This window comes from Polaribacter sp. 2405UD43-2 (genome assembly GCF_058147125.1).
Genome location: NZ_JBYVJX010000002.1, coordinates 196691 through 218971, shown reverse-complemented (window position 1 = coordinate 218971; position 22281 = coordinate 196691). Strand labels below are relative to the sequence as shown.

Sequence of the window (22281 nt, the reverse complement as noted above, 5' to 3'; positions counted from 1 at the left end):
ACTTTCATAAAATGAAAACCTTTCTTCTTTATAAGAATAAATAACAACTTTTTCAAAAACTTTTACTTATTATTCATTATCGAAAAAAACTCTTACCAAAGCTTTTACTTGGTTGGTAGTCATACTATCGGCTCTTTGTACGGTTTTTACTTTTTGATTTATTTCTTTGTAAGAATTTTCTAATTCTTTTTTTAACTTTTCACAGGTTTTAGCAGGTCCAAAAATGGCGATAGCATTAGCATCTTTAATTTTAGAAATCAACTCTTTAAAGTATTTTTTTGTTTGATGTTTTTCTCTCTCTAAGTATTTGCTGTCCTGAACTACATCTTGAGGTCCTCCTTTTAATCGAGTTCCAGATCCTCCATGAATATGATAATTCTCTATAGAAGAAAAAATAGTTTCTATAGTTTCTACTTCATTTTTTATAGTTACAATAAAAGCTTTTTCCTTATCTAACCAAATTCCAATATTTTTCATATTTAAAGTTTTAATTTGTTAAATCTTGTAATGTAAATTCTGATATTTTTAAATTACACGCTATATACTTAAAAAGATTGTTGTAAAAAGCTATAAAAAATATAGTTTATCCTTTTTTATGGCTAGGAATTACTAAAAAAGGAAGCTTTAAATTAAACCCTATTTTATTAATGATTGGCTTAAAAAAAAGGTTATCAAAGAATGAATTCTTATTATTCATCATTACTAACAAATTGGTATGATTATCTAATAAAAAATCATTTACAGCATCAGGAATATATTTATGTCCTGTGTAATGATAAAAAGAGTTTACATCTTTTAAATAAGATTGTAATCTATACTTGTTTTTTTCTTTTATCTCAGATAATTTATCGGTATTTTTTTCTAATACATGTAAAATATGAACCTCAGAACTGTTTGCTTTGGCTAGATTAATAATTGTGTTAAGATGTTTTGGTTGATAAAACAAATCATAATCTGTTAAGAATAGTATTTTGCCGATTTCAGAAAATTTATAATTTTCAGGAACAGCTATGGTTGGGCAATCAATTTCATTAATTATATGAATTGTATTTGTGCCAAGCATAGTTTCTGTTACTCCTTTTGCACCTTTTGTTCCCATAACTATTAAGTCAATTTTTTTGTCATCAACTATTTGTTTTATTTCAGACATTAATGTGTTTAAAGAACTGATGCTTTCAATTTTACATTTGTTATTATACTTTTTAAAAATTTTCTCTTTAAATCTTTTCAATTTACTTAAAGAAACTTCCTTTAAGCTATCAGCCAATCCTGAATAACCAACTCCTGAAGGCATATAATCTATACTATAAATAGTGGGCATAAATGTGTTAAGAAGATAAAAGGTACATTTTTCTTTATAAAACAATTGCAATGCATATTCTATAGCATTCCATGAATTTTCTGAAAAATCTGTTGGTAATAATATATTTTTCATTTTGTAGATTTTTATGTTCTAGGAAACTAATAAGGCACAATTTTATAGGCTTCATTTAGCAAAAAAAGACCTATAAAAAATAAAAGCATATACAGAACCTGTATAAGTTTCAGATTTGTATTTTCGAACCAACCAATGGCATATTTAGGGTATGCAAAGAGCATAACTCCTTTTAATAAAGCTACCCAACCAAAAAGAGTAATAATTACTTTAGTATTTGATTCCCAAATATTATGAAATAGAATATTTAATAATCCAATAATAATTGCTAAAAGAGAAATTATAATTAAAAACTTTTCATCTTTTAAATCACTAATTATTTGTTTACTTCTTTTAGGATTTATACTGAGTATAAAAAAGAAAATTAGACAATACCAACCCCAAAACTTAAATAAAAAAACAGAAGATTCCATATCATTTATATTTATAGAGTTTTTCAAAAATACATATATAAAACATTGATTACTATGATTTTAGTCATATATTAAGAAGTTTTTATGAATTGCCTTTATTAGTTAATAGAGTAATGTAAAATGAAAAAAAGATTAAAAAAGAACCTTTCTTTTTATCACAACTTAGGTAAGTTATTTTATGCAATTGCTGCTATAGATGGTACTGCTAGAGAAGAAGAATACAAAACTTTAGTATCTCAAATAAATACGGTTTGGGTAGATTCTGATATGGTTGATGAATATTCAGTAAATCAAATAATAAATACGTTTGAGTTATTAAAAAATAAAAACTCAAATGCTAGAGTTTGTTTTGATGAGTTTGTAATCTATAAAAACAAAAACAAGGTTTTATTTTCAGAAGAAATAAAAAGGTTGATTTGGAAAACCGCTTGTGCCATTAGTTCTAGCGTAAATAGTAAAAACAAATCAGAATTAATTATTCTTGTTCATTTAGAAAAGCAATTACAAGAAAAGTAATTATAGAAGTTTGGTTTAAAAACCTTGCGCTATTTTTTCAAGCTCATTTTTATCAATAATAGAAATATCTTTTCCTATAAATTCAATAATTTTTTTCTTTTTTAAGTCTGATAATAAACGAATTGCAGATTCAGTAGCTGTACCAATTATGTTGGCAATATCTTCTCTAGAAAGATGTACATCAATAGTGTTTTCTTTATTGGTGCCAAATTTAGTATGCAGTTTTAAAATAGTTTCCGCCAAACGTTGTTTTACTGTTTTCTGAGCCATATCAACAATTACATTGTCTGCTTGTTTTAAAGTATTTGCCATATTTTTTAAAACACTCATAGAAAAAGCTGGGTTCTTTTCTAAATCTTTTAAAATCTCTTCTTTCGGAATAAAACAAACCTTCATATCATTTAAAGCAATGGCTTTAAGATTAGATGCCTCATCAGAAATTAAACTTCTTTCACCTAATAAATCACCTTTAGTAACTAAACTTATTATTTGGTTTCTGCCATTTTCACTCATTTTAGAAACCTTACAAACCCCTTCTTTTATACAAAAAACGCCTTTTAAGCGTTCTCCTTCTTCAAAAATGGCTTCACCTTTTTTTATAGTTTTAGTAGTTTTACAATTAGATATCCTCATTAACTCCTCTCTGTTTAAGTGTTTTAAGGTGTTAAATTGACGAATAATGCATTGTTCACATTTGCTCATTTGCCTGCGAGTTTGATGTTATCAAATATATTAAAAAAGTGATAAATATCATATTATTTTTAATATTCTTATTAGAAATTTGTGAAAGGCAAAAGAGTAAATATGAAATCTACACAATGTTATCACTGTGGTGATTCTTGTGATGATAATTTAATAAAATTCGACGAAAAACCTTTCTGTTGTAATGGTTGTAAGACTGTGTACGAAATTTTTTCTGAGAACGATTTAACTTGTTATTACGATTTTCAGGATAATCCAGGTGCAATTCCAACAGAAATTCAAGGCAAATATGACTTCTTAGACAATAAAGATATTGCTCAAAAATTATTAGATTTTAATGACGGTAACGTACAAATTGCAACGTTATTTATACCTCATATTCATTGTAGTTCTTGTATTTGGGTGTTAGAAAATTTACATAAATTAAACACTAAAATTTCATCTTCGCAAGTAGATTTTCCAAAGAAAAAAGTTAGAGTTACTTATAATTCTGATAAAACTTCATTAAAAGAAATAGTTCTTCTATTAAGTTCTATTGGCTATGAACCTTACATAAGTTTAGAAGATTACGAAAGTGGAAAAAAAGCAGTAGACAGAAGCTTAATTTATAAACTAGGAATTGCAGGTTTTGCTTTTGGTAATGTAATGTTTTTGTCTTTTCCTGAGTATTTTGAAGTAGATGGATTTTGGCTAGAAAAATACAAAAATGTATTTAGGTGGTTAATGTTTTTATTTTCACTACCGGTAGTTTTTTATGCTGGTAAAGACTATTTTATATCTGCCTATAAAGGGTTGCGTTCTAAAATTTTAAATATTGATGTGCCAATTGCACTCGGAATTGCGGTATTATTTATTAGAAGTTCTGTAGAAATTATTTTCGATTTAGGAACCGGTTTTTTTGATAGCTTAACTGGTTTGGTTTTCTTTTTACTTTTAGGCAAATTTTTTCAGCAAAAAACCTATAATTTTTTGTCTTTCGAGCGCGATTATAAATCCTATTTTCCAATTGCAGTTACCCGAATTTCATCAAATCAGAAAGAAGAAAATGTACAGATTTATGATGTTGAAAAAGGCGATAGATTACTCATTAGAAATCAAGAATTAATTCCTGTAGATGGTATTCTTATTAACGGAAATGCTGCAATAGATTATAGTTTTGTAACTGGTGAAGCAGCACCAGTAGCTAAAAAATCTGGCGATAAACTTTTTGCAGGAGGTAAGCAGCTTTCTGGTATTATAGAAATGGAAGTTTTAGCTTCAGTTTCGCAAAGTTATTTAACTCAGTTGTGGAGTAATGATGTATTTCAAAAAGACAAAAAATCGCACTTTAAAACGATTACAGATACTATCAGTAAAAACTTTACCATTGTTGTTTTGTTTATTGCATTTATCTCAACTTTTTATTGGTTATATGCAGATTCGTCTAAAGCATTAAATGTATTTACAGCAGTGTTAATTATTGCTTGTCCTTGTGCAATCGCCTTAGCTGCACCATTTACTTTAGGTAATATGTTGCGTATTTTTGGTAAAGAAAAATTTTATTTAAAAAATGCCACAGTTGTAGAGCAATTAGCTGCAATTAATACTTTTATTTTTGATAAAACTGGCACCCTTACAACGCATAAAGAAAACACGATTTCTTATGATGGAATTGCGCTAAACACTCAAGAAAAAAGTATTTTAAAAAGCTCGTTAAGAGCCTCAAATCATCCTTTAAGCAGAACTTTATATAACACTTTTAATAAGGTAGAAACGATAAGTATTTCTAATTATAAAGAAGTTGTTGGTAAAGGAATTGAAGTAACTTATAACGATATTTGTTTAAAATTAGGCTCATCAATTTTTGTAAAGAATATTGAAGATAAAAAAGCTTTAGATACCTCTGTTTATATTAGTTTTAATGACCAATATAAAGGAAAATTTACGTTTAAAAATTCGTATAGAGAAGGAGTAAAATCATTGTTTAATTCTCTAAAAAGTGAGTATGATTTGGCTGTTGTTTCTGGTGATAATGAAGGTGAAAGAATCTATTTAGAAGAAAATTTACCAGAAGGAACAAACCTGTTATTCAATCAAAAACCAGAAGATAAATTAGAAGTGATTAAAAAACTTCAAGATAAAAATAAAAAAATTCTTATGGTTGGAGATGGTTTAAATGATGCAGGGGCCTTAGCGCAAAGTAATGTTGGTATAGCTTTATCAGAAAACATTAATGTTTTTTCGCCAGCTTGCGATGCAATTTTAGATGCATCAAAATTTCATAAAATAGGAATTTTTGTAAATGCATCAAAAAAAGCAATACAAATTATTAAATATTGCTTTATTTTGTCTTTGTGTTATAATGTGGTTGGGTTGTATTTTGCTGTAACAGGGCAATTAATGCCAGTAATTGCTGCTATTTTAATGCCATTGAGTTCTATTAGTATTGTCGTTTTTACAACGATATCAACAAATTTATTAGGAAATAAAATAAAATAAGAAGTATGGAAATTGCATCATTTTTAGAAAACATAAAATTCAACGAAAAAAAACCAGCTTTATCTTTATTGTCAGACACTGCTTTTTCTAAAGAAATACGAATTGTATTTAAAAAAGGACAAGTAATGGAAGATCATCAAGCGCCATTTGCAATTATTGTTCAGGTAATAAAAGGAAGTATAAATTTTGGTGTAAATAATGAAGTAGAGCAGTTAAAAGATGGAGATTTAATTTCATTAAAACCGCAAGTTATTCATAATCTTAAAGCTACAGAAGATAGTGTTGTAAGATTAACTTTATCAAAAACAGATAGTATAAAAAGAGTAGAAAAAGTAGTATAAACTTTGTGTTAAATTTTAGAAAAAAAAGAATATATTAAAAATAAAGCATAGTAAGATGAGTGTACATATAGAAGCAAAAAAAGGAGAAATTGCAGAAACAGTTTTATTGCCAGGAGATCCTATGAGAGCAAAATGGATTGCAGAAACTTTTTTAAAAGATATTGTGCAATATAATGATGTTCGCGGAATGTTGGGTTTTACAGGAACCTATCAAGGAAAAAAAATATCGGTACAAGGTACAGGAATGGGAATTCCATCTACATTAATTTATGCAACTGAACTGATTACTGAATATGGAGTTAAAAACTTAATTAGAGTAGGATCTGCAGGTTCTTATCAAAAGGATGTAAAAATTAGAGATATTGTTTTGGCAATGGCGGCTTCAACAAATTCTGGACTAAATACCATTCGTTTTAACGGAGCAGATTATGCACCAACAGCGAGTTTTAAATTATTTCAAAAAGCAATTGAAGTAGCTCAAGAAAAAAATATTAAAGTAAAAGCGGGTGGAATTTTAAGTTCTGATGAGTTTTATGCAGATGATTTTGATAGCTATAAAAAATGGGCAGATTATGGCGTTTTATGTGTAGAAATGGAAACCTCAGGTTTATATACAGTTGCAGCAAAACACAATGTAAATGCATTGGCAATTTTAACAATTTCAGATAGTTTGGTAACCAAAGAAAGAACTACTGCAGACGAAAGAGAGCAGACTTTTAAAGAAATGATTGAAATAGCTTTAGAATTGGCTTAGTTTAGATGTCAGTTCGAGTGATTTTGTAAAAGAATGAAACAAAATTGTATCGAGAATAAATGAAATCATTAGTACAAAAATATAATATTCCTGGACCAAGGTATACAAGTTACCCAACAGTACCTTATTGGAATAAAGAAGGAATTGATAAACAAGATTGGATTCAATCTTTTCAAACTTCATTCAAAGAAAGCAATCAATCAGAAGGAATTAGCATTTACATTCATTTACCATTTTGCGAGAGTTTATGCACGTTTTGTGCGTGTCATAAACACATTACAAAACGCCATGAAGTAGAAGACGATTATATAGAAACCGTTTTAAAAGAATGGAAATTGTATGCAGATTTGGTTGATGAAAAACCGATTGTTAAAGAATTACATTTAGGTGGTGGAACTCCCACTTTTTTTTCAAAAGAAAACCTAAAATATTTAATGGATGGCATTTTTTCTATAGCAGAAAAACATACAGCATCAGAGTTTAGTTTTGAAGGTCATCCTAATAATACCACTAAAGAACAGCTGCAAACTTTGTTCGATTGCGGTTTTACAAGAGTTAGTTTTGGGGTACAAGATTATAACGAAAAAGTACAAAAAGCAATTCATAGAGAGCAACCTTTTGAAGCGGTAGAACAAGCTACAAAATGGTCTAGAGAAATTGGCTATACCTCTGTAAGTCATGATTTAATTTTTGGATTGCCATTTCAAACCAAAGAAAATGTAATTCATACCATTAACAAAACCAAAGAATTACAGCCAGATAGAATTTCTTTTTACAGTTACGCACACGTTCCTTGGGTAAAAGGAGTAGGGCAAAGAGGTTTTAAAGAAAGTGATTTGCCAAAGAATGATGAAAAAAGAGAGCTCTATGAAATTGGCAAAGATCTCTTTGCAGAACTAGGATATGTAGAAATTGGTATGGATCATTTTGCATTAAAAACAGATAGCTTATATCAGGCAACCATTAACAAAACATTGCACAGAAATTTTATGGGCTATACAGCCAGTAAAACGCAGTTAATGATTGGTTTAGGAATGTCTGCAATTTCCGATTCTTGGTATGCATTTGCCCAAAATGTAAAAACCGTAAAAGAATATCAAAAATTGGTAAATGCAGGAGAAATTCCAATTTTTAGAGGACATTTATTATCAACAGAAGATAGAATTATAAGAAAGCATATTTTAAATATTATGTGTCATTTTTCCACTTCGTGGGAAGATGATTCTATGAAAATCAATAATGTAGAAAATCATTTAGCATTGTTAAAAGAGATGGAGCAAGATGGTTTGGTTACAATTGATGACAAAACATTAATAGTGCCAGAGAAAGCGAGACCATATGTTAGAAATATTTGTATGGCTTTTGATATTCGTTTATTAAAAAACAAACCAAAAACACAATTGTTCTCAATGACTATTTAATATTTTTTTAAGATATTCACATTTTATATGATATTTGTCATATTTTAAGAATCTAGGCAATATTAAATTTGGTTAATTAATTATCAGGCAAAATATGAGCGTAATTTACCTACTACTTTCTATAAGTATTATTGTAGCAATAGCTTTTTTTATAATTTTCATTCTATCTACAAAAAGTGGGCAGTATGATGATATGTATACGCCATCTGTAAGAATGTTGTTTGATGATGAGCTAGTCAAAGAAAAAAAAGAAACTAACTAAATAGAATTAAATTTAAGTAAATATGGAAATGCAACAATTTTATTACGATAATAAAATCGTAAAAAATTTCATCTACGCAACATTACTTTGGGGTATAGTAGGTTTTACAGTTGGGCTAATTTTAGCTTTAATGTTTTTATTCCCAAATTTAACTGACGGTATTTCGTGGTTAAGTTTTGGTCGTTTAAGACCATTGCATACCAATGCAGTAATTTTTGCTTTTGTTGGTAACGCAATGTATGCTGGGGTGTATTACTCTTTACAACGATTGCTAAAAACTAGAATGGCAAGCGATTTTTTGAGTAAGTTTAACTTTTGGGGTTGGCAATTAATTATTGTTGCTGCCGCAATTACACTGCCTTTAGGATATACAACTTCTAAAGAATACGCAGAATTAGAATGGCCAATAGATATTGCCATTGCTTTAGTTTGGGTAGCTTTTGGTGTAAATATGATTTGGACCATCTTAAAAAGAAGGCAACGTCATTTATACGTGGCAGTTTGGTTCTATTTAGCAACTTTTGTAACAGTTGCGGTTTTGCATATTTTTAATAGTTTAGAATTACCAGTAAGTGCTTTAAAAAGCTATTCAGTTTATGCGGGTGTACAAGATGCACTCGTACAATGGTGGTATGGACACAATGCTGTGGCATTTTTCTTAACAACACCTTTTTTAGGGTTGATGTACTACTTTGTTCCTAAAGCTGCAAACAGACCTGTTTATTCTTATAGATTATCTATTGTTCACTTTTGGTCATTAATCTTTATCTATATTTGGGCAGGACCTCACCATTTATTATACACAGCTTTACCAGATTGGGCTCAAAATTTAGGAGTAGCATTTTCTGTAATGTTAATTGCGCCATCTTGGGGTGGTATGATTAATGGTTTACTTACCTTAAGAGGTGCTTGGGATAAAGTTAGAACAGACCCAACTTTAAAATTTATGGTGGTTGCAATTACAGGTTATGGTATGGCAACTTTCGAAGGTCCAATGTTATCGCTTAAAAATGTAAATGCAATTGCGCACTTTAGCGATTGGATTATTGCACACGTTCACGTTGGTGCATTAGCTTGGAACGGATTCTTAACCTTTGGTATGCTGTATTGGTTGATACCAAGAATGTTTAAAACAAAATTGTATTCTACAGCTTTAGCAAACTTCCATTTCTGGATTGGTACTTTGGGTATTATAATGTATGCACTGCCAATGTATGTTGCAGGTTTTGTACAAGCTTCTATGTGGAAACAATTTAATCCTGATGGTTCTTTAACCTATGGTAACTTCTTAGAAACCGTAAACGAAATTATACCAATGTATTGGATGCGTGCTATTGGTGGAACTATGTTTATAATTGGAGCAATTGTAATGTTGTACAATGTTGTAAAAACTGTAAAATCTGGTAGCGGAGTAGAAGATGAATTAGCAGAAGCAGCAGCTTTAACTAAAGTGCCTAAACATAGAACAAAAGGAGAAGGATGGCATACTTGGTTAGAAAGAAAACCTATTAAATTAACAATCTATGCAACTGTTGCTATTTTAATTGGAGGTATTGTTCAAATTATTCCTACACTATTGGTAGAATCTAATATACCAACAATTAGTAGTGTTAAACCTTATACTCCATTAGAATTAGAAGGACGAGATTTATATATTAGAGAAGGTTGTGTAGGATGTCACTCTCAAATGGTAAGACCTTTTAGAAGTGAAGTAGAACGTTATGGAGAATACTCTAAAGCAGGTGAGTATGTGTATGATCATCCATTTTTATGGGGGTCAAAACGAACAGGACCAGATTTACATAGAGTAGGTGCAAAATATTCTGATAGTTGGCACTTAAACCATATGTACGACCCACAAAGTACATCACCAGGTTCTATTATGCCGTCTTATAAATGGTTAATTAGAAACGAGCTAGATAAATCATCTACAGAAAGTAAGATGCAAGCTATGGTTACTTTGGGTGTTCCTTATACAGATAATGATATTGCAAATGCGCAACAAAGTATGTTAGAGCAAGGAACTCAGATAGAGAAAAACTTATATGCAGATCCAGATTTTGCTAGTAATTACGAAGCAGATAAAAAGTATGCACAAGAAAACGGTGAAACTTTTGTTGAAATGAAAAACAGAGAGATAGTAGCTATTATTGCTTACATTCAACGTTTAGGAACAGATATAAAAGTAAAAGACGAACAAAAAACTGCTAAAAACTAAGATTATGTTAAAGTTTGTAAAAAATCATATGGAGAGTATTATCGGAATAGAAATTTATCCGATGATATCTTTAATCATTTTCTTTACTTTTTTTGTAGTCTTATTTTGGTGGGTTTTTACCGCAAAAAAAGAATATATAAAAAAAGTAAGCAACTTACCTTTAGATCATTAAAAACGAAATAAAATGAAAAAATCTTTTCAATCTATAATTTATATAATCTTTGTAATTGTTACGTTTATTGCACTTGCAAAGTCGTTTATGGTGTACGAAAACCCATTTGATGTTTCAGAAAATCCGTTAGTATGGTTAGCTTTAATAGGATTTTTTTTAGTTGTTGTTTTAAAAGAAGTAGTCAATGTAGTTGCCTACAGTAAAGCTAAAGAACTTCAAAATGAAAAAGACGGTATTGTTCCAGAAGAAAGCAATGCTTGGGTAAGAAGATTATTAAAATCTTGGACCAAAGCCAAAGATATTGATGACGAAGAAGAAATTGTATTAGACCATAATTACGACGGAATTAGAGAATTAGATAATTCGCTTCCACCATGGTGGGTATATATGTTTTATGCAACAATTATTTTTGCAGTAATTTATCTAGTAAGGTTTGAAGTTTTAGATGGAGACAATCAAGTAGTAGAATACAATAAAGCAGTAGCAGAAGCAAAAGCTGAGTTAAATGAATATAAAAAAACAGCACCAGATTTAATTACAGCAGAAAGCGTTACTTTACTAACAGATGCTAAAGATTTAAATAGAGGTAAAGCTGTATATAATTTAAACTGTGCATCTTGTCATTTAGCTGATGGTGGAGGTTCTATTGGACCAAATTTAACAGATGAGTATTGGATTTTAGGAGGAGGAATTAAAAACGTTTTTACAACGATTTCTAATGGAGGTAGAGATGGTAAAGGTATGATTGCTTGGAACAAAACTTTAAAAGCAGCAGATATAGCAAAAGTATCTAGTTATGTAATTTCTTTACAAGGCACTACACCTGCAAAACCAAAAGCCCCACAAGGAGATAAATGGGAAGAATAAACTAATTAAAAGAAAAGTATCTTTCAATTTTATTGATAATGGATAAGCCCAAGAACGAACAATTTAGAGATAGTATTGCTACTATAAATCAAGAAGGGAAACGTTCTTGGGTTTTTCCCAAAAAACCAAGTGGTAAGTTTTATAAATATAGAAGCTATGTAAGTTACCTTTTACTATTTATTTTACTTTCTGCTCCATTTATTAAAATTAACGGAAATCAATTTTTACTCTTTAATGTATTAGAACGTAAATTTAATATTTTTAGTTTTCCATTTTGGCCACAAGACTTCCATTTATTGGTAGTTTCTATGATTGTTGGTGTTGTTTTTATCATTCTATTTACAGTTGTTTTTGGTCGTATTTTCTGTGGATGGATTTGCCCGCAAACCATATTTATGGAAATGGTTTTTAGAAAAATTGAATATTGGATTGAAGGAGACAGAGGAAAACAAATTCGATTAAGCAAGCAACCCTGGAACGCAGAAAAAATTAGAAAAAGACTTTTAAAATGGTTTATTTTCTTTTTCATTTCTTTCATTATTGCCAACGTTTTTTTAGCTTATTTAATTGGTGGAGACACTTTAATAAGTTACATAACAGGCAGTCCTTTTAACAATCTTAGCACGCTAATTTCGTTAATTATTTTTACCTGTGTTTTCTATTTTGTTTTTGCTTGGTTTAGAGAACAAGTATGCATTATTGCATGTCCTTATGGTAGATTACAAGGTGTTTTATTAGACAATAAAACCATAAATGTAGCTTACGATTACAAACGCGGAGAAGGAGAAAAAGGGAGAGCAAAATTTAGAAAAAACGAAGATAGAGCTTCTCTCGGAAAAGGAGATTGTATAGACTGTAAACAATGTATTGTAGTCTGCCCTACAGGTATAGATATTAGAAACGGAACACAGTTAGAGTGTGTAAATTGTACAGCCTGTATAGACGAATGCGATCATATGATGGAAAACGTTGGCTTGCCAAAAGGATTAATCAGATACGCAAGTGAAGATAATATTGATAAGAAAAAACCTTTCAAATTATCCGCAAGAATAAAAGGTTATTCTGCAGTGTTATTTATTTTAGTAGGAGTTTTAATAGGAATGTTATTTTTAAGAAATGATGTAGAAGCTACAATTCTAAGATTACCAGGGCAACTATATCAACACAAAGAAAACAATATTATAAGTAATGTTTATACCTATAAAGTTATTAATAAAACATCTAAAGATATAAATGATGTTAGCTATAAACTAATTTCTCACAAAGGAAAAATAAAGTTGGTTTCTAACCATCATTTTATGATTCCTAAACAAGATTTAGCAGAAGGAACTTTATTTATTGAGATAAATGCATCTGCTTTAAAGAAAGATAAAGAGAAGCTGAAAATAGGTGTATTTAGTGGCGATAAATTGATAGAAACAACAGTAACTAACTTTTTAGGACCAAGAAGTTATAACTAATCTCTTATTAAGATAAAAGTTACTTTATTTAATTTGCAATGACCTAAATAATAGAAGTATGAAATTTAACTGGGGAACAGGAATTGTAATTGCCATAGCAAGTTTTATAGGTTTTATTATGTACTTCGTAATAACTATGAGTACAGATAAAACGTATAGTCATGATTTGGTTACCGATAAATATTATCAACAAGAATTAGAATATCAACAACAAATTGATGCAGAAAAAAATGCATCAGCATTAAAAGAAAATATTACGTTATCTAAAACCAAAGAAGGTTTAAAAATAAAGTTTCCAGAAGAATTTTCTTCAAAAGAAATTAAAGGAAAAGTGTTCCTGTATAGACCATCTAATAAACAATTAGATTTCGAAATGCCTATTTCGATAACTAATACATATTTGCTCGTGCCTGAGAAACGTTTGTTAGATGGTCGTTGGAACATTACTGTTTCTTGGAGCCATAAAAATAAAGATTATTTATTTAAGGAAGAGCTTCATTTTTAATGTTACTTTCTGCTATCATATTTGGTTTATTGGGCAGTTTTCACTGTGTAGGTATGTGTGGGCCAATTGCTTTTATGTTACCAATTGATAGAAAGAATAAAACAAAAAGTTTTTTTCAAGTTTTAAGTTATCACTTTGGTAGATTATTTACTTACAGTCTTATAGGTTTGTTATTTGGATTTTTAGGAAAAGGCTTTTATTTCTTCGGATTTCAGCAACAATTATCAATAATTGTAGGAGTTAGTATGATTTTAATTATCATTTTTCCAAAAATTTTTTCTAAAATAAATTTTTCAAAAAGCATCAATAAAGTCATTTTTAAAGTAAAAAATGCTTTAGGAAAAGAACTTAAAAAGAAAGGAAATGACACTTTTTTTGCCCTCGGTTTTTTAAACGGATTTTTACCTTGTGGTTTGGTGTATATGGCTGTTTTTGGTGCTTTAGCAACTACAAATGCATTTTCTGGTAGTTTGTATATGTTTTTATTTGGATTAGGTACAATACCATTAATGACTACAGTAGTTTTTTTAGGAAATTTTACCAAAGGAGCTTTCAGAAAAAACATACAAAAAGCAATACCAATTGTTGTTGTTTTTATTGGAGTTTTATTTATTTTAAGAGGTTTAGGTTTAGGAATCCCTTATGTTTCTCCAGAACCAGTAATAGATTTAGTTTCTGTTGCTAAGCCTTGTCATTAATGATTTTGTAAAAAACAATATTTAATCGAAAAAAAACCCTCAAGGCTTTGCCTCGGATTTCCATTGAAATTGTCATCCCCGTGAAAACGGGAATCTAAATACTTTTATTACTATGTTAAAACTTAATCATTAAATTGTTTCTTATAAGAAAAACAATATATTTGATAGTTTTAAATTTATTTGCCTTTAATGAAGTTATTTTTTCTCAGATTAAATATTCTCTTTTTAGTTTTTTTTGTAGGAGTTTCTTACTCACAAGGCACTTTGCCTATTTACCAAGATTATTTATCCGATAATGTTTATTTATTACACCCATCTGCTGCAGGTATTGGTAATTCTAGCAAATTAAGATTAACAGGTAGAAAGCAATGGGCAGGGATACCTAATGCGCCAGAATTACAAACAATTAGTTTTCATTCTAGATTTAATGAATATTCTAAAGCTGGGTATGGCTTTACGTTTTTTAATGATGAAAATGGATATCATTCTCAAAAAGGAATTCAAGGAAGTTATGCTTATCATTTACCTATGAGCACAAGAAAAGTTTTTAGTCAATTATCTTTTGGTTTGGCATTTACTTTTGTTCAGAATCAATCAGATCAAAGAACTTTTACTGGCGATAAAAAAGTTGCATCCATTATAGAAAGCACCAGTTATTACAATGCAGATTTTAGTATGGCGTATCATTACAAAGGATTTTCTTCATATTTTACAATAAGAAATTTGTTTTTAACAGCTAAGAATAATCAAAATATTAGTCAATCATTAAACTTAAGAAATTATATTTTATCTGCTGGATATTACTTTTGGGAAGATAAATTTATACAATTAGAACCGTCTGTAATGCTTCAAATTAAACAAGGAACAGCTGAAAGAATTGCCGACGCTAATTTAAAAGCGTACAAAAAAGTAGGAACTTCTAGTAGTATTTGGGCGGCGTTATCTTATAGAAGAAGTTTTGATGGAAGTTTATTAGAAGATTCACAATTTATTTCGCCAATCATAGGCTTTAATTATAAGCATTTAATGATTTCTTACACTTACACTAATCAAATGAATGATGTGCTGTTAACTAACTCTGGTTTTCATCAAATTTCTTTGGGTATTAATTTATGGACAAGAGAACTAAGAGCAGCAGCTTGCCCAAATATAAATTCTCCTTATGGTAGATTTTAGGGAGTATCCAAAAAACAGAAAATCCGTTAGAATTTCTAACGGATTTTTATTTTGAAATATAATTTTTGCAAGAATGAGATACTTGCAAACCCACGCTTGTGGGTTACATCATTCCTGGCATTCCACCACCCATTGGTGGCATTCCGCCAGCAGGTGCATCTTCTTTAATGTCTACCAAAGCACATTCAGTTGTTAGAATCATACCAGCAACAGAAGCAGCATTTTCTAAAGCCACACGTGTTACTTTTTTAGGGTCTATAATTCCAGCATCTAACATATCTACATATTCGTCAGATTTTGCATCGTAACCAAAATTCTTTTTACCTTCTAGCACTTTGTTGATTACTACAGAACCTTCACCACCCGCATTTTCTACAATAGTTCTTAAAGGAGATTCAATAGCTTTATTAACAATTTGAACTCCTGTAGTTTCATCTAAATTATCTGTAGGTAGTTTTTCTAACACTTTTTTTGCGCGCACAAAAGCAACACCACCACCTGCAACAATTCCTTCTTCAACTGCAGCTCTTGTAGCGTGTAAAGCATCATCAACTCTGTCTTTCTTTTCTTTCATTTCTACTTCTGATGCAGCACCAACGTAAAGAACAGCAACACCACCAGCTAATTTAGCCAAACGCTCTTGTAGTTTTTCTTTATCATAATCTGAAGTGGTAGTTTCTATCTGCGCTTTAATTTGATTCACTCTTGCTTTAATAGCATCAGCATCTCCAGAACCATTTACAATAGTTGTATTGTCTTTATCTATTGTAATTCCTTCAGCAGTTCCTAATAAATCTAAAGTTGCGTTTTCTAAAGAAAAACCTCTTTCTTCAGAAATTACAGTTCCGCCCGTTAAAATTGCAATGTCTTCTAACATTGCTTTTCTGCGGTCTCCAAAACCTGGAGCTTTTACAGCAGCAATTTTTAATCCACCTCTTAATTTATTTACAACTAAAGTGGCTAAAGCTTGCCCGTCTACATCTTCAGCAATAATTAATAAAGGTCTACCTGATTGAGAAACGGGTTCTAATATTGGAAGAATTTCTTGTAAGTTAGAAATCTTTTTATCGAATAATAAAATATAAGGATTTTCTAAATCAGCAATCATTTTATCTGCATCTGTAACAAAATATGGAGATAAATAACCTCTATCAAATTGCATACCTTCTACCACATCTACATAGGTTTCCATACCTTTTGCTTCTTCAACAGTAATTACACCTTCTTTACCAACTTTGGTAAAAGCTTGTGCAATTAAATCTCCAATTGTATTATCATTATTTGCAGAAATTGCAGCTACTTGCTGAATTTTATCTGAAGAATTACCTACTTTTTTAGTTTGTTTTTCTAAATCAGAAACAATTGCAGTTACAGCTTTGTCAATTCCACGTTTTAAATCCATTGGATTTGCACCAGCAGCTACGTTTTTTAATCCTTCTTTTACAATTGCTTGTGCAAGAACTGTTGCAGTTGTAGTTCCATCACCCGCTAAATCGTTCGTTTTAGAAGCCACTTCTTTTACCATTTGAGCTCCCATATTTTCGAGCTCGTTTTCTAATTCTACTTCTTTTGCAACAGAAACGCCGTCTTTAGTTACTGTTGGTGCACCAAAAGATTTAGAAATAATTACATTTCTTCCTTTGGGTCCTAAAGTTACTTTTACTGCGTTTGCTAAAGCGTCAACGCCACGTTTTAATCCGTCTCTAGCTTCTATATCAAATTTTATGTCTTTTGCCATTGTTTTTAAATTTTGCATTTAGCTTTTAGCACTTGGCTTTTCGCTAAAAAGATTTTACTATTTTTTTATTTTCTTGCTAAAGGCTAATAACCAAGAGCATATAGCTTTTTTAAATAATTGCTAAAATATCGCTTTCGCGCATCATTAAATAATCTTTACCTTCTAATTTTAATTCAGTTCCACCATATTTTCCATAAAGAACAGTGTCTCCAATTTTTACTGTTAAAGGTTCGTCAACTTTACCATTACCAACTGCAACAACAGTTCCTTTTTGTGGTTTTTCTTTTGCGTTGTCTGGTATAATTAATCCAGATGCAGTTTTTGTTTCTGCAGGAGCAGGTTCTACAAGAACTCTATCTGCTAAAGGTTTAATGTTTAATCCCATTTTTATAAATTTTGATTAATTAAATTAATTTTTTCAATTAGTGTTTTGTCAGAAATTATGCCATTAATAGAAAACTGACAATTTTTCTTTTGATGAATTTTAAGTTTAAAATTTAGATATAAAAAAATGCCAACGTGTCATTTTCGTTGGCATTTTTTTATTCAATATTGTATTTGTTAAATACTGTCTTTAGTGGTTGATGGTGTTGTGTTATCAACAGGAGTTGTCGTTTCTACTCCGTCTAAAGTATTATCTAACTTAAAATTATTGTTGCCTTCTCTTGGAATTGCAAAGTTTGCTAATAAAATTAACGCAAACATAGCAATAGCTAAGGTCCAAGTTGTTCTGTCTAAGAAGTTATTGGTGTTTTGCACGCCACCTAAAGACTGTGCTCCACCACCTCCAAAAGAAGAAGATAATCCTCCACCTTTAGGGTTTTGTACCATAACTATTAAGATTAGAGCGATTGCAACAATCAAAATTAGGATTAAAAATGCTGTATAACTCATAATTTATTTTTTTTGTAAAATTTGTACTCTTTTAATTTGGTCTGCAAAGAAACCACTTTTTTCTGGATATTTCAAACTTAAAATTCGATATGCTTGTATTGCGTTTTCGTACTTTTTTTGTTCTAAATATACTTTGGCTAAAGTTTCTGTCATTAAAGACGAATTTTGCTTGTTTTTAGAAATAGGAACAGCAATTGTTTTATCTTTAGCTAAGGGTTCTATTTTAGGGTTGTTTTTTATAAATTTGTTAATTAATTCCTCTTTTTTGTCAATAGTTTTTTTAATTTTTTCTTCTCTAACTATTGGTTTTTGGGTTGATAATTGTAACCACTCACTAAAAGAATGATTTTCTGAAGATGAGAAAGAAATAGGTTTTCCAATATTTAATTCTTCTTTAGCTTTAACAATTATTTTTTCTTCTGTTTTCAGTTTTTCTTTTACAGCATCTAAAACCTCTTTTGTAGTTTCTAGAGTTTTTTGCTCAGAAATTTTCTCTGAAATCTGCTGATGAATATCTTCTTTTTTGGTGTTAAAATCATTTGCAGTAATAAAATCGAACAAAACCGTTCTGTCTGTTGTATAGGCTGCAGCTAGTTTTAATTCATTATTGTATTTAAAACTATCTTGATTTTTTAATCCTTTTAAATACAAGGCTTTTGCGGCCTGAAAATAAGGGAATTCTTCTACAATAGATTTTAATTCAACAGTTTCTAATTGTTGAATGTTTTGCTTTTTTTCTAAAACTTCTATGAATTTATTTGTTTTCAAATTCTTAAATTTCTTCTAACTTCTAACTTCTAACTTCTAACTTCTAACTTCTAACTTCTAACTTCTAACTTCTAACTTCTAACTTCTAACTTTAGCTACCATTTTGCTACAGAAGCGTTAAAAATATCTTGTGTAATTCGTTCTAAAATTTCTTCTAAAGCTGTTTCTAAAATGCCTCCTGTTAATTGTGCAGTAGCGTCAACATCAGCATAAAAAGAGAATTGTTTTTCAAAATCGTCTTTTTCGTTTAATTTATTTGTAAATCTAACATTTACAGTTACAGTTAATCTGTTTTGAGCGGAAGTTTGTTGCGATGTTGCGCTCATTGGGTTAATTCTGTACCCTGTTATTTCTCCACTAAAATACAAATCGCCATTAGAAGTGACTAAGGTTAAATTGGTTTGACGCGTAAATAAATCTCTTAAATTTTCTGTAAAAGTTTGGCTTAAAGTAGGTTCTACTAACGGAGCTTGATTCGGAAAAAAATCAACCTGAATTGTTTTTGCTTTCCCCGTATTTCCGCCAGTAAATGAGTATGCACCACAAGCAACAAATAAGATTGCACTTAAAGAAAATAAAATAATAAATGTTATTTTTTTCATCGATTATAAATCGTATTGTTTAATTTTTCTGTATAGCGTTCTTTCAGAAATTCCTAATTCTTTGGCAGCTAATTTACGTTTATTGTTATTTTTTTCTAAAGATTTTTTAATCATTTCTATTTCTTTGTCTTGTAAAGATAAAGATTCATCTTCTTCTATAGTCTCAATAAAATCATAATCTTTTTCTGCGGATGTTTTTTGCGGAATGTTTAAAACTTCTACATTTGTATTTTCTGCTTCTTGATTTCTGTATATTTTTTCTATTAATTGATGATGTTCTTCTTGTACTTTATCAACATTTCCGTTTTTCATTAAGTCTAATGTTAATTTCTTTAAATCGTTGATATCATTACGCATATCAAACAAAATTTTGTACATAATATCGCGTTCAGTAGAAAAATCATTTTCTTTTTTACCTCTAATTACGGCAGGTAAATTTCCGTTATTATCAGGAAGATATTGTTGCAATTTTGAAGCACTTAAAGTGCGATTTTCTTCGATGACAGAAATTTGTTCTGCTAAATTTTTTAACTGACGGATGTTTCCTGGAAAACGATAATTTAGCAAAACATTTACTGCATTTTCATCTAAACGAATAGAAGGCATTTTATATTTCTGCGCAAAATCTGCTGCAAATTTTCTAAACAATAAATGAATATCTTCATTACGTTCTCTTAATGCTGGTAAATGAATTTCAACGGTACTAAGTCTGTAATATAAATCTTCTCTAAATTTTTCTTTTTCAATGGCAGATTGCATATTTACGTTGGTGGCAGCAACAATTCTAACATTGGTTTTTAATACTTTTGATGAACCTACTTTTATAAATTCGCCATTTTCTAAAACACGTAATAAACGCACTTGGGTGGTTAGTGGTAATTCTCCAACTTCATCTAAAAAAATAGTACCTCCATCTGCAACTTCAAAATATCCTTTTCTGTCTTGGGTTGCGCCTGTAAAAGAACCTTTTTCGTGACCAAAAAGTTCACTATCAATAGTTCCTTCTGGTATTGCACCACAGTTTACAGCAATATATTTTGCGTGTTTTCTGTGTGATAAAGAATGTATAATTTTTGGAATATTTTCTTTACCCACACCACTTTCTCCAGTTACCAAAACAGAAATATCTGTAGGTGCAACTCTAACGGCTTTTTCTAAAGCACGATTTAGGTGAATATCGTTACCGATAATTCCGAAACGTTGTTTTAATGTTTGTAAGTTTTCCATTTCTTTTTTGAGTATCAAAGTTTCATAGTTACAAAGTCTCAAAGTTTAAAAAAAAGGTAAAACCAAACTTTGTAACTTTTTTTTACTTTGTAGCTTTGAAACTCTTATTTTAATTATTATCAGAATATCCAACAGCAGTTCCTTTTAAAGTTGCTGAGGTACAATCTTCTACTTTTACATTTACAAAATCACCTAATTTATAATGCTCTTTTGGAAAAACAATTACGGTGTTTTGTGTATTTCTTCCTTTCCATTCATTAGGATTTTTCTTAGAAGTTCCTTCAATCAAAACTTCTTCTGTTTTTCCTAAATGTTGCTGAGTTCTGTATAAACTGTGTTTTTGTTGTAGGTTGATGACTTCTGTTAATCTGCGTTTTTTTACATCCGCAGGTACATCATCTTTCATCTTTTTTCCGGCTAAAGTTCCTGGTCTTTCAGAGTAGGCAAACATAAAGCCAAAATCGTATTTTACGCTTTTCATCAAGGCTAAAGTATCTTTATGATCTTGCTCAGTTTCACCACAAAAACCAACAATCATATCTTGTGATAATGCCATTTCTGGAATAATCTTGTAGATATTATCTACCAACTCCAAATATTCTTCACGAGTATGTTGTCTGTTCATTGCTTTTAATATGGCGTTGCTTCCACTTTGTACAGGTAAATGAATGTATTTACAAATGTTTTTGTGTTTAGCCATTGTGTGAATTACATCTAAACTCATATCCTGAGGATTTGAAGTTGAAAATCTGAAACGTGTTTTTGGGAATTTGGTAGCACACATATCTAACAATTGCGCAAAATCTACTGCTGTTGCTTGTGCCATTTCAGAAGCTTTTTTAAAGTCCTTTTTCAATCCGCCACCAAACCATAAAAAACTATCTACATTTTGACCCAAAAGTGTAATCTCTTTAAAGTTTTTATCAACCATAGATTGAATTTCCTCTAAAATACTTTTTGGGTCTCTACTTCTTTCGCGTCCACGAGTAAACGGAACTACGCAAAAAGTACACATATTGTCACAACCTCTTGTAATAGATACAAATGCAGAAACTCCATTAGAATTTAATCTTACAGGAGAAATATCTCCATAAGTTTCTTCTTTCGATAAAATTACATTTACAGCATCTCTACCTTCATTTACTTCTTCTAATAAATTAGGTAAATCTTTGTATGCATCTGGACCAACAACTAAGTCAACAATTTTTTCTTCTTCTAAAAATTTTTCTTTTAAACGTTCAGCCATACAGCCTAAAACACCCACTTTCATTTTTTTGTTAAATTGCTGTTTTACTCTATTGTATTTTTGTAATCTTTTACGGATGGTAGTTTCAGCTTTTTCACGAATAGAGCAAGTATTTACTAGAACTAAATCTGCATCTTCTAATACCTGAGTTGTGTTGTAACCTTGTTTGTCTAAAATTGATGCAACAATCTCGCTATCATTCATATTCATTTGGCAGCCATAACTTTCTATGAATAATTTTTTAGAATTTTGTTCCTTATTTTCGGTTACAAGAGCTTTGCCTTGTATTTTTTCATTTATGATTTTTTCTACGTGTTCCATCTTTCAATTTATCATTTAAAGGTGTACAAAGATACAACCAAATTTAATTTTTTATGACAAATTGGCA

24 protein-coding genes are annotated in these 22281 nt (G+C 30.0%); 13 read left to right on the top strand and 11 right to left on the bottom strand.

The annotated features are described in order from the left end of the window. Positions 1-69: 69 nt before the first annotated feature. The 3 genes from ACY2RX_RS04260 to ACY2RX_RS04250 form a co-directional block, all read right to left on the bottom strand. On the bottom strand, positions 70-477 hold the full coding sequence (locus ACY2RX_RS04260) for a hypothetical protein (protein WP_490102723.1): 408 nt from the start codon (positions 475-477) through the stop codon (positions 70-72). A gap of 106 nt (positions 478-583) precedes the next feature. Further along, on the bottom strand, positions 584-1435 hold the full coding sequence (locus tag ACY2RX_RS04255) for a universal stress protein (protein ID WP_490102722.1): 852 nt from the start codon (positions 1433-1435) through the stop codon (positions 584-586). Between the two features lie 26 nt (positions 1436-1461). Beyond that, positions 1462-1848: a hypothetical protein gene (locus tag ACY2RX_RS04250; RefSeq protein WP_490102721.1), complete on the bottom strand. Its 387-nt coding sequence runs from the start codon at positions 1846-1848 to the stop codon at positions 1462-1464. A 120-nt stretch (positions 1849-1968) separates the two neighbouring features. On the opposite strand from ACY2RX_RS04250, the gene ACY2RX_RS04245 reads away from it, so the two are divergent. Next, positions 1969-2364, top strand: a complete 396-nt coding sequence (locus ACY2RX_RS04245) for a hypothetical protein (protein ID WP_490102720.1) — start codon at positions 1969-1971, stop codon at positions 2362-2364. 15 nt (positions 2365-2379) lie between these two features. Here ACY2RX_RS04245 and ACY2RX_RS04240 read toward each other — a convergent pair whose 3' ends face one another. Beyond that, positions 2380-3066 (bottom strand): Crp/Fnr family transcriptional regulator, encoded by a 687-nt coding sequence (locus ACY2RX_RS04240; RefSeq protein ID WP_490102719.1) that lies wholly within the window; start codon positions 3064-3066, stop codon positions 2380-2382. 102 nt (positions 3067-3168) lie between these two features. Between ACY2RX_RS04240 and ACY2RX_RS04235 the strand changes: the two genes are divergently transcribed. From ACY2RX_RS04235 to ACY2RX_RS04180, 12 genes are all read left to right on the top strand, one after another. Next, entirely contained in the window at positions 3169-5544 is a 2376-nt protein-coding gene (locus ACY2RX_RS04235) for a heavy metal translocating P-type ATPase (protein ID WP_490102718.1), read from the top strand. A gap of 5 nt (positions 5545-5549) precedes the next feature. Further along, positions 5550-5885, top strand: a complete 336-nt coding sequence (locus ACY2RX_RS04230) for a cupin domain-containing protein (RefSeq protein WP_490102717.1) — start codon at positions 5550-5552, stop codon at positions 5883-5885. Between the two features lie 55 nt (positions 5886-5940). Further along, complete coding sequence (gene deoD, locus ACY2RX_RS04225) at positions 5941-6639, top strand: purine-nucleoside phosphorylase (protein WP_490102716.1); 699 nt, start codon at positions 5941-5943, stop codon at positions 6637-6639. Between the two features lie 59 nt (positions 6640-6698). Continuing rightward, the gene (gene hemN, locus ACY2RX_RS04220) at positions 6699-8060 is read left to right on the top strand and encodes an oxygen-independent coproporphyrinogen III oxidase (RefSeq protein WP_490102715.1); all 1362 of its coding nucleotides are present in this window, start codon (positions 6699-6701) and stop codon (positions 8058-8060) included. 94 nt (positions 8061-8154) lie between these two features. Then, complete coding sequence (gene ccoS / locus ACY2RX_RS04215) at positions 8155-8322, top strand: cbb3-type cytochrome oxidase assembly protein CcoS (protein ID WP_490102714.1); 168 nt, start codon at positions 8155-8157, stop codon at positions 8320-8322. A 22-nt stretch (positions 8323-8344) separates the two neighbouring features. Then, on the top strand, positions 8345-10540 hold the full coding sequence (gene ccoN, locus ACY2RX_RS04210) for a cytochrome-c oxidase, cbb3-type subunit I (protein WP_490102713.1): 2196 nt from the start codon (positions 8345-8347) through the stop codon (positions 10538-10540). 4 nt (positions 10541-10544) lie between these two features. After that, positions 10545-10712 (top strand): CcoQ/FixQ family Cbb3-type cytochrome c oxidase assembly chaperone, encoded by a 168-nt coding sequence (locus tag ACY2RX_RS04205; RefSeq protein WP_490102712.1) that lies wholly within the window; start codon positions 10545-10547, stop codon positions 10710-10712. A 12-nt stretch (positions 10713-10724) separates the two neighbouring features. Next, positions 10725-11579: a cbb3-type cytochrome c oxidase N-terminal domain-containing protein gene (locus ACY2RX_RS04200; protein ID WP_490102711.1), complete on the top strand. Its 855-nt coding sequence runs from the start codon at positions 10725-10727 to the stop codon at positions 11577-11579. Between the two features lie 38 nt (positions 11580-11617). Then, a complete protein-coding gene (gene ccoG, locus ACY2RX_RS04195) occupies positions 11618-13039 on the top strand; it encodes a cytochrome c oxidase accessory protein CcoG (RefSeq protein ID WP_490102710.1) in 1422 nt (473 codons plus the stop codon). A gap of 58 nt (positions 13040-13097) precedes the next feature. Then, positions 13098-13544, top strand: a complete 447-nt coding sequence (locus ACY2RX_RS04190; protein ID WP_490102709.1) for a FixH family protein — start codon at positions 13098-13100, stop codon at positions 13542-13544. Then, on the top strand, positions 13544-14242 hold the full coding sequence (locus tag ACY2RX_RS04185) for a sulfite exporter TauE/SafE family protein (protein WP_490102708.1): 699 nt from the start codon (positions 13544-13546) through the stop codon (positions 14240-14242). Before ACY2RX_RS04190 ends, ACY2RX_RS04185 begins: the two co-directional genes overlap by 1 nt. Positions 14243-14431: 189 nt before the next feature. Continuing rightward, positions 14432-15418 carry a PorP/SprF family type IX secretion system membrane protein gene (locus ACY2RX_RS04180; protein ID WP_490102707.1) on the top strand — a complete coding sequence of 329 codons (987 nt, stop codon included), beginning with the start codon at positions 14432-14434 and terminating at the stop codon, positions 15416-15418. 103 nt (positions 15419-15521) lie between these two features. On the opposite strand, the gene groL is transcribed toward ACY2RX_RS04180, so the two are convergent. The 7 genes from groL to miaB all read right to left on the bottom strand — a co-directional run bounded on the left by groL (position 15522) and on the right by miaB (position 22214). Continuing rightward, entirely contained in the window at positions 15522-17156 is a 1635-nt protein-coding gene (groL, locus tag ACY2RX_RS04175; RefSeq protein WP_490102706.1) for a chaperonin GroEL, read from the bottom strand. A gap of 109 nt (positions 17157-17265) precedes the next feature. Beyond that, positions 17266-17541, bottom strand: a complete 276-nt coding sequence (locus ACY2RX_RS04170) for a co-chaperone GroES (RefSeq protein ID WP_488008178.1) — start codon at positions 17539-17541, stop codon at positions 17266-17268. 176 nt (positions 17542-17717) lie between these two features. After that, complete coding sequence (gene secG, locus ACY2RX_RS04165) at positions 17718-18050, bottom strand: preprotein translocase subunit SecG (protein ID WP_490102705.1); 333 nt, start codon at positions 18048-18050, stop codon at positions 17718-17720. A 3-nt stretch (positions 18051-18053) separates the two neighbouring features. Next, positions 18054-18818, bottom strand: coding sequence for a DUF8458 domain-containing protein (locus ACY2RX_RS04160; RefSeq protein WP_490102704.1), 765 nt, complete (start codon positions 18816-18818; stop codon positions 18054-18056). A gap of 95 nt (positions 18819-18913) precedes the next feature. Then, the gene (locus tag ACY2RX_RS04155) at positions 18914-19420 is read right to left on the bottom strand and encodes an LptE family protein (protein WP_490102703.1); all 507 of its coding nucleotides are present in this window, start codon (positions 19418-19420) and stop codon (positions 18914-18916) included. 3 nt (positions 19421-19423) lie between these two features. Beyond that, entirely contained in the window at positions 19424-20647 is a 1224-nt protein-coding gene (locus ACY2RX_RS04150; RefSeq protein WP_490102702.1) for a sigma 54-interacting transcriptional regulator, read from the bottom strand. A gap of 109 nt (positions 20648-20756) precedes the next feature. Next, the gene (gene miaB, locus ACY2RX_RS04145; protein WP_490102701.1) at positions 20757-22214 is read right to left on the bottom strand and encodes a tRNA (N6-isopentenyl adenosine(37)-C2)-methylthiotransferase MiaB; all 1458 of its coding nucleotides are present in this window, start codon (positions 22212-22214) and stop codon (positions 20757-20759) included. Between the last annotated feature and the right edge of the window lie 67 nt (positions 22215-22281).

What these genes read in the sequence shown, in the direction of transcription:
- ACY2RX_RS04240 (WP_490102719.1), bottom strand. Translation starts at nt 3,066, where the DNA reads ATGAGCAAATGTGAACAATGCATTATTCGTCAATTTAACACCTTAAAA.
- miaB (WP_490102701.1), bottom strand. Translation starts at nt 22,214, where the DNA reads ATGGAACACGTAGAAAAAATCATAAATGAAAAAATACAAGGCAAAGCT.
- ACY2RX_RS04205 (WP_490102712.1), top strand. Translation starts at nt 10,545, where the DNA reads ATGTTAAAGTTTGTAAAAAATCATATGGAGAGTATTATCGGAATAGAA.
- ACY2RX_RS04190 (WP_490102709.1), top strand. Translation starts at nt 13,098, where the DNA reads ATGAAATTTAACTGGGGAACAGGAATTGTAATTGCCATAGCAAGTTTT.
- ccoG (WP_490102710.1), top strand. Translation starts at nt 11,618, where the DNA reads ATGGATAAGCCCAAGAACGAACAATTTAGAGATAGTATTGCTACTATA.
- secG (WP_490102705.1), bottom strand. Translation starts at nt 18,050, where the DNA reads ATGAGTTATACAGCATTTTTAATCCTAATTTTGATTGTTGCAATCGCT.
- hemN (WP_490102715.1), top strand. Translation starts at nt 6,699, where the DNA reads ATGAAATCATTAGTACAAAAATATAATATTCCTGGACCAAGGTATACA.
- ACY2RX_RS04200 (WP_490102711.1), top strand. Translation starts at nt 10,725, where the DNA reads ATGAAAAAATCTTTTCAATCTATAATTTATATAATCTTTGTAATTGTT.
- ACY2RX_RS04155 (WP_490102703.1), bottom strand. Translation starts at nt 19,420, where the DNA reads ATGAAAAAAATAACATTTATTATTTTATTTTCTTTAAGTGCAATCTTA.
- ACY2RX_RS04250 (WP_490102721.1), bottom strand. Translation starts at nt 1,848, where the DNA reads ATGGAATCTTCTGTTTTTTTATTTAAGTTTTGGGGTTGGTATTGTCTA.
- deoD (WP_490102716.1), top strand. Translation starts at nt 5,941, where the DNA reads ATGAGTGTACATATAGAAGCAAAAAAAGGAGAAATTGCAGAAACAGTT.
- ACY2RX_RS04180 (WP_490102707.1), top strand. Translation starts at nt 14,432, where the DNA reads ATGAAGTTATTTTTTCTCAGATTAAATATTCTCTTTTTAGTTTTTTTT.
- groL (WP_490102706.1), bottom strand. Translation starts at nt 17,156, where the DNA reads ATGGCAAAAGACATAAAATTTGATATAGAAGCTAGAGACGGATTAAAA.
- ACY2RX_RS04230 (WP_490102717.1), top strand. Translation starts at nt 5,550, where the DNA reads ATGGAAATTGCATCATTTTTAGAAAACATAAAATTCAACGAAAAAAAA.
- ACY2RX_RS04170 (WP_488008178.1), bottom strand. Translation starts at nt 17,541, where the DNA reads ATGGGATTAAACATTAAACCTTTAGCAGATAGAGTTCTTGTAGAACCT.
- ccoN (WP_490102713.1), top strand. Translation starts at nt 8,345, where the DNA reads ATGGAAATGCAACAATTTTATTACGATAATAAAATCGTAAAAAATTTC.
- ACY2RX_RS04245 (WP_490102720.1), top strand. Translation starts at nt 1,969, where the DNA reads ATGAAAAAAAGATTAAAAAAGAACCTTTCTTTTTATCACAACTTAGGT.
- ACY2RX_RS04235 (WP_490102718.1), top strand. Translation starts at nt 3,169, where the DNA reads ATGAAATCTACACAATGTTATCACTGTGGTGATTCTTGTGATGATAAT.
- ACY2RX_RS04255 (WP_490102722.1), bottom strand. Translation starts at nt 1,435, where the DNA reads ATGAAAAATATATTATTACCAACAGATTTTTCAGAAAATTCATGGAAT.
- ACY2RX_RS04150 (WP_490102702.1), bottom strand. Translation starts at nt 20,647, where the DNA reads ATGGAAAACTTACAAACATTAAAACAACGTTTCGGAATTATCGGTAAC.
- ccoS (WP_490102714.1), top strand. Translation starts at nt 8,155, where the DNA reads ATGAGCGTAATTTACCTACTACTTTCTATAAGTATTATTGTAGCAATA.
- ACY2RX_RS04185 (WP_490102708.1), top strand. Translation starts at nt 13,544, where the DNA reads ATGTTACTTTCTGCTATCATATTTGGTTTATTGGGCAGTTTTCACTGT.
- ACY2RX_RS04260 (WP_490102723.1), bottom strand. Translation starts at nt 477, where the DNA reads ATGAAAAATATTGGAATTTGGTTAGATAAGGAAAAAGCTTTTATTGTA.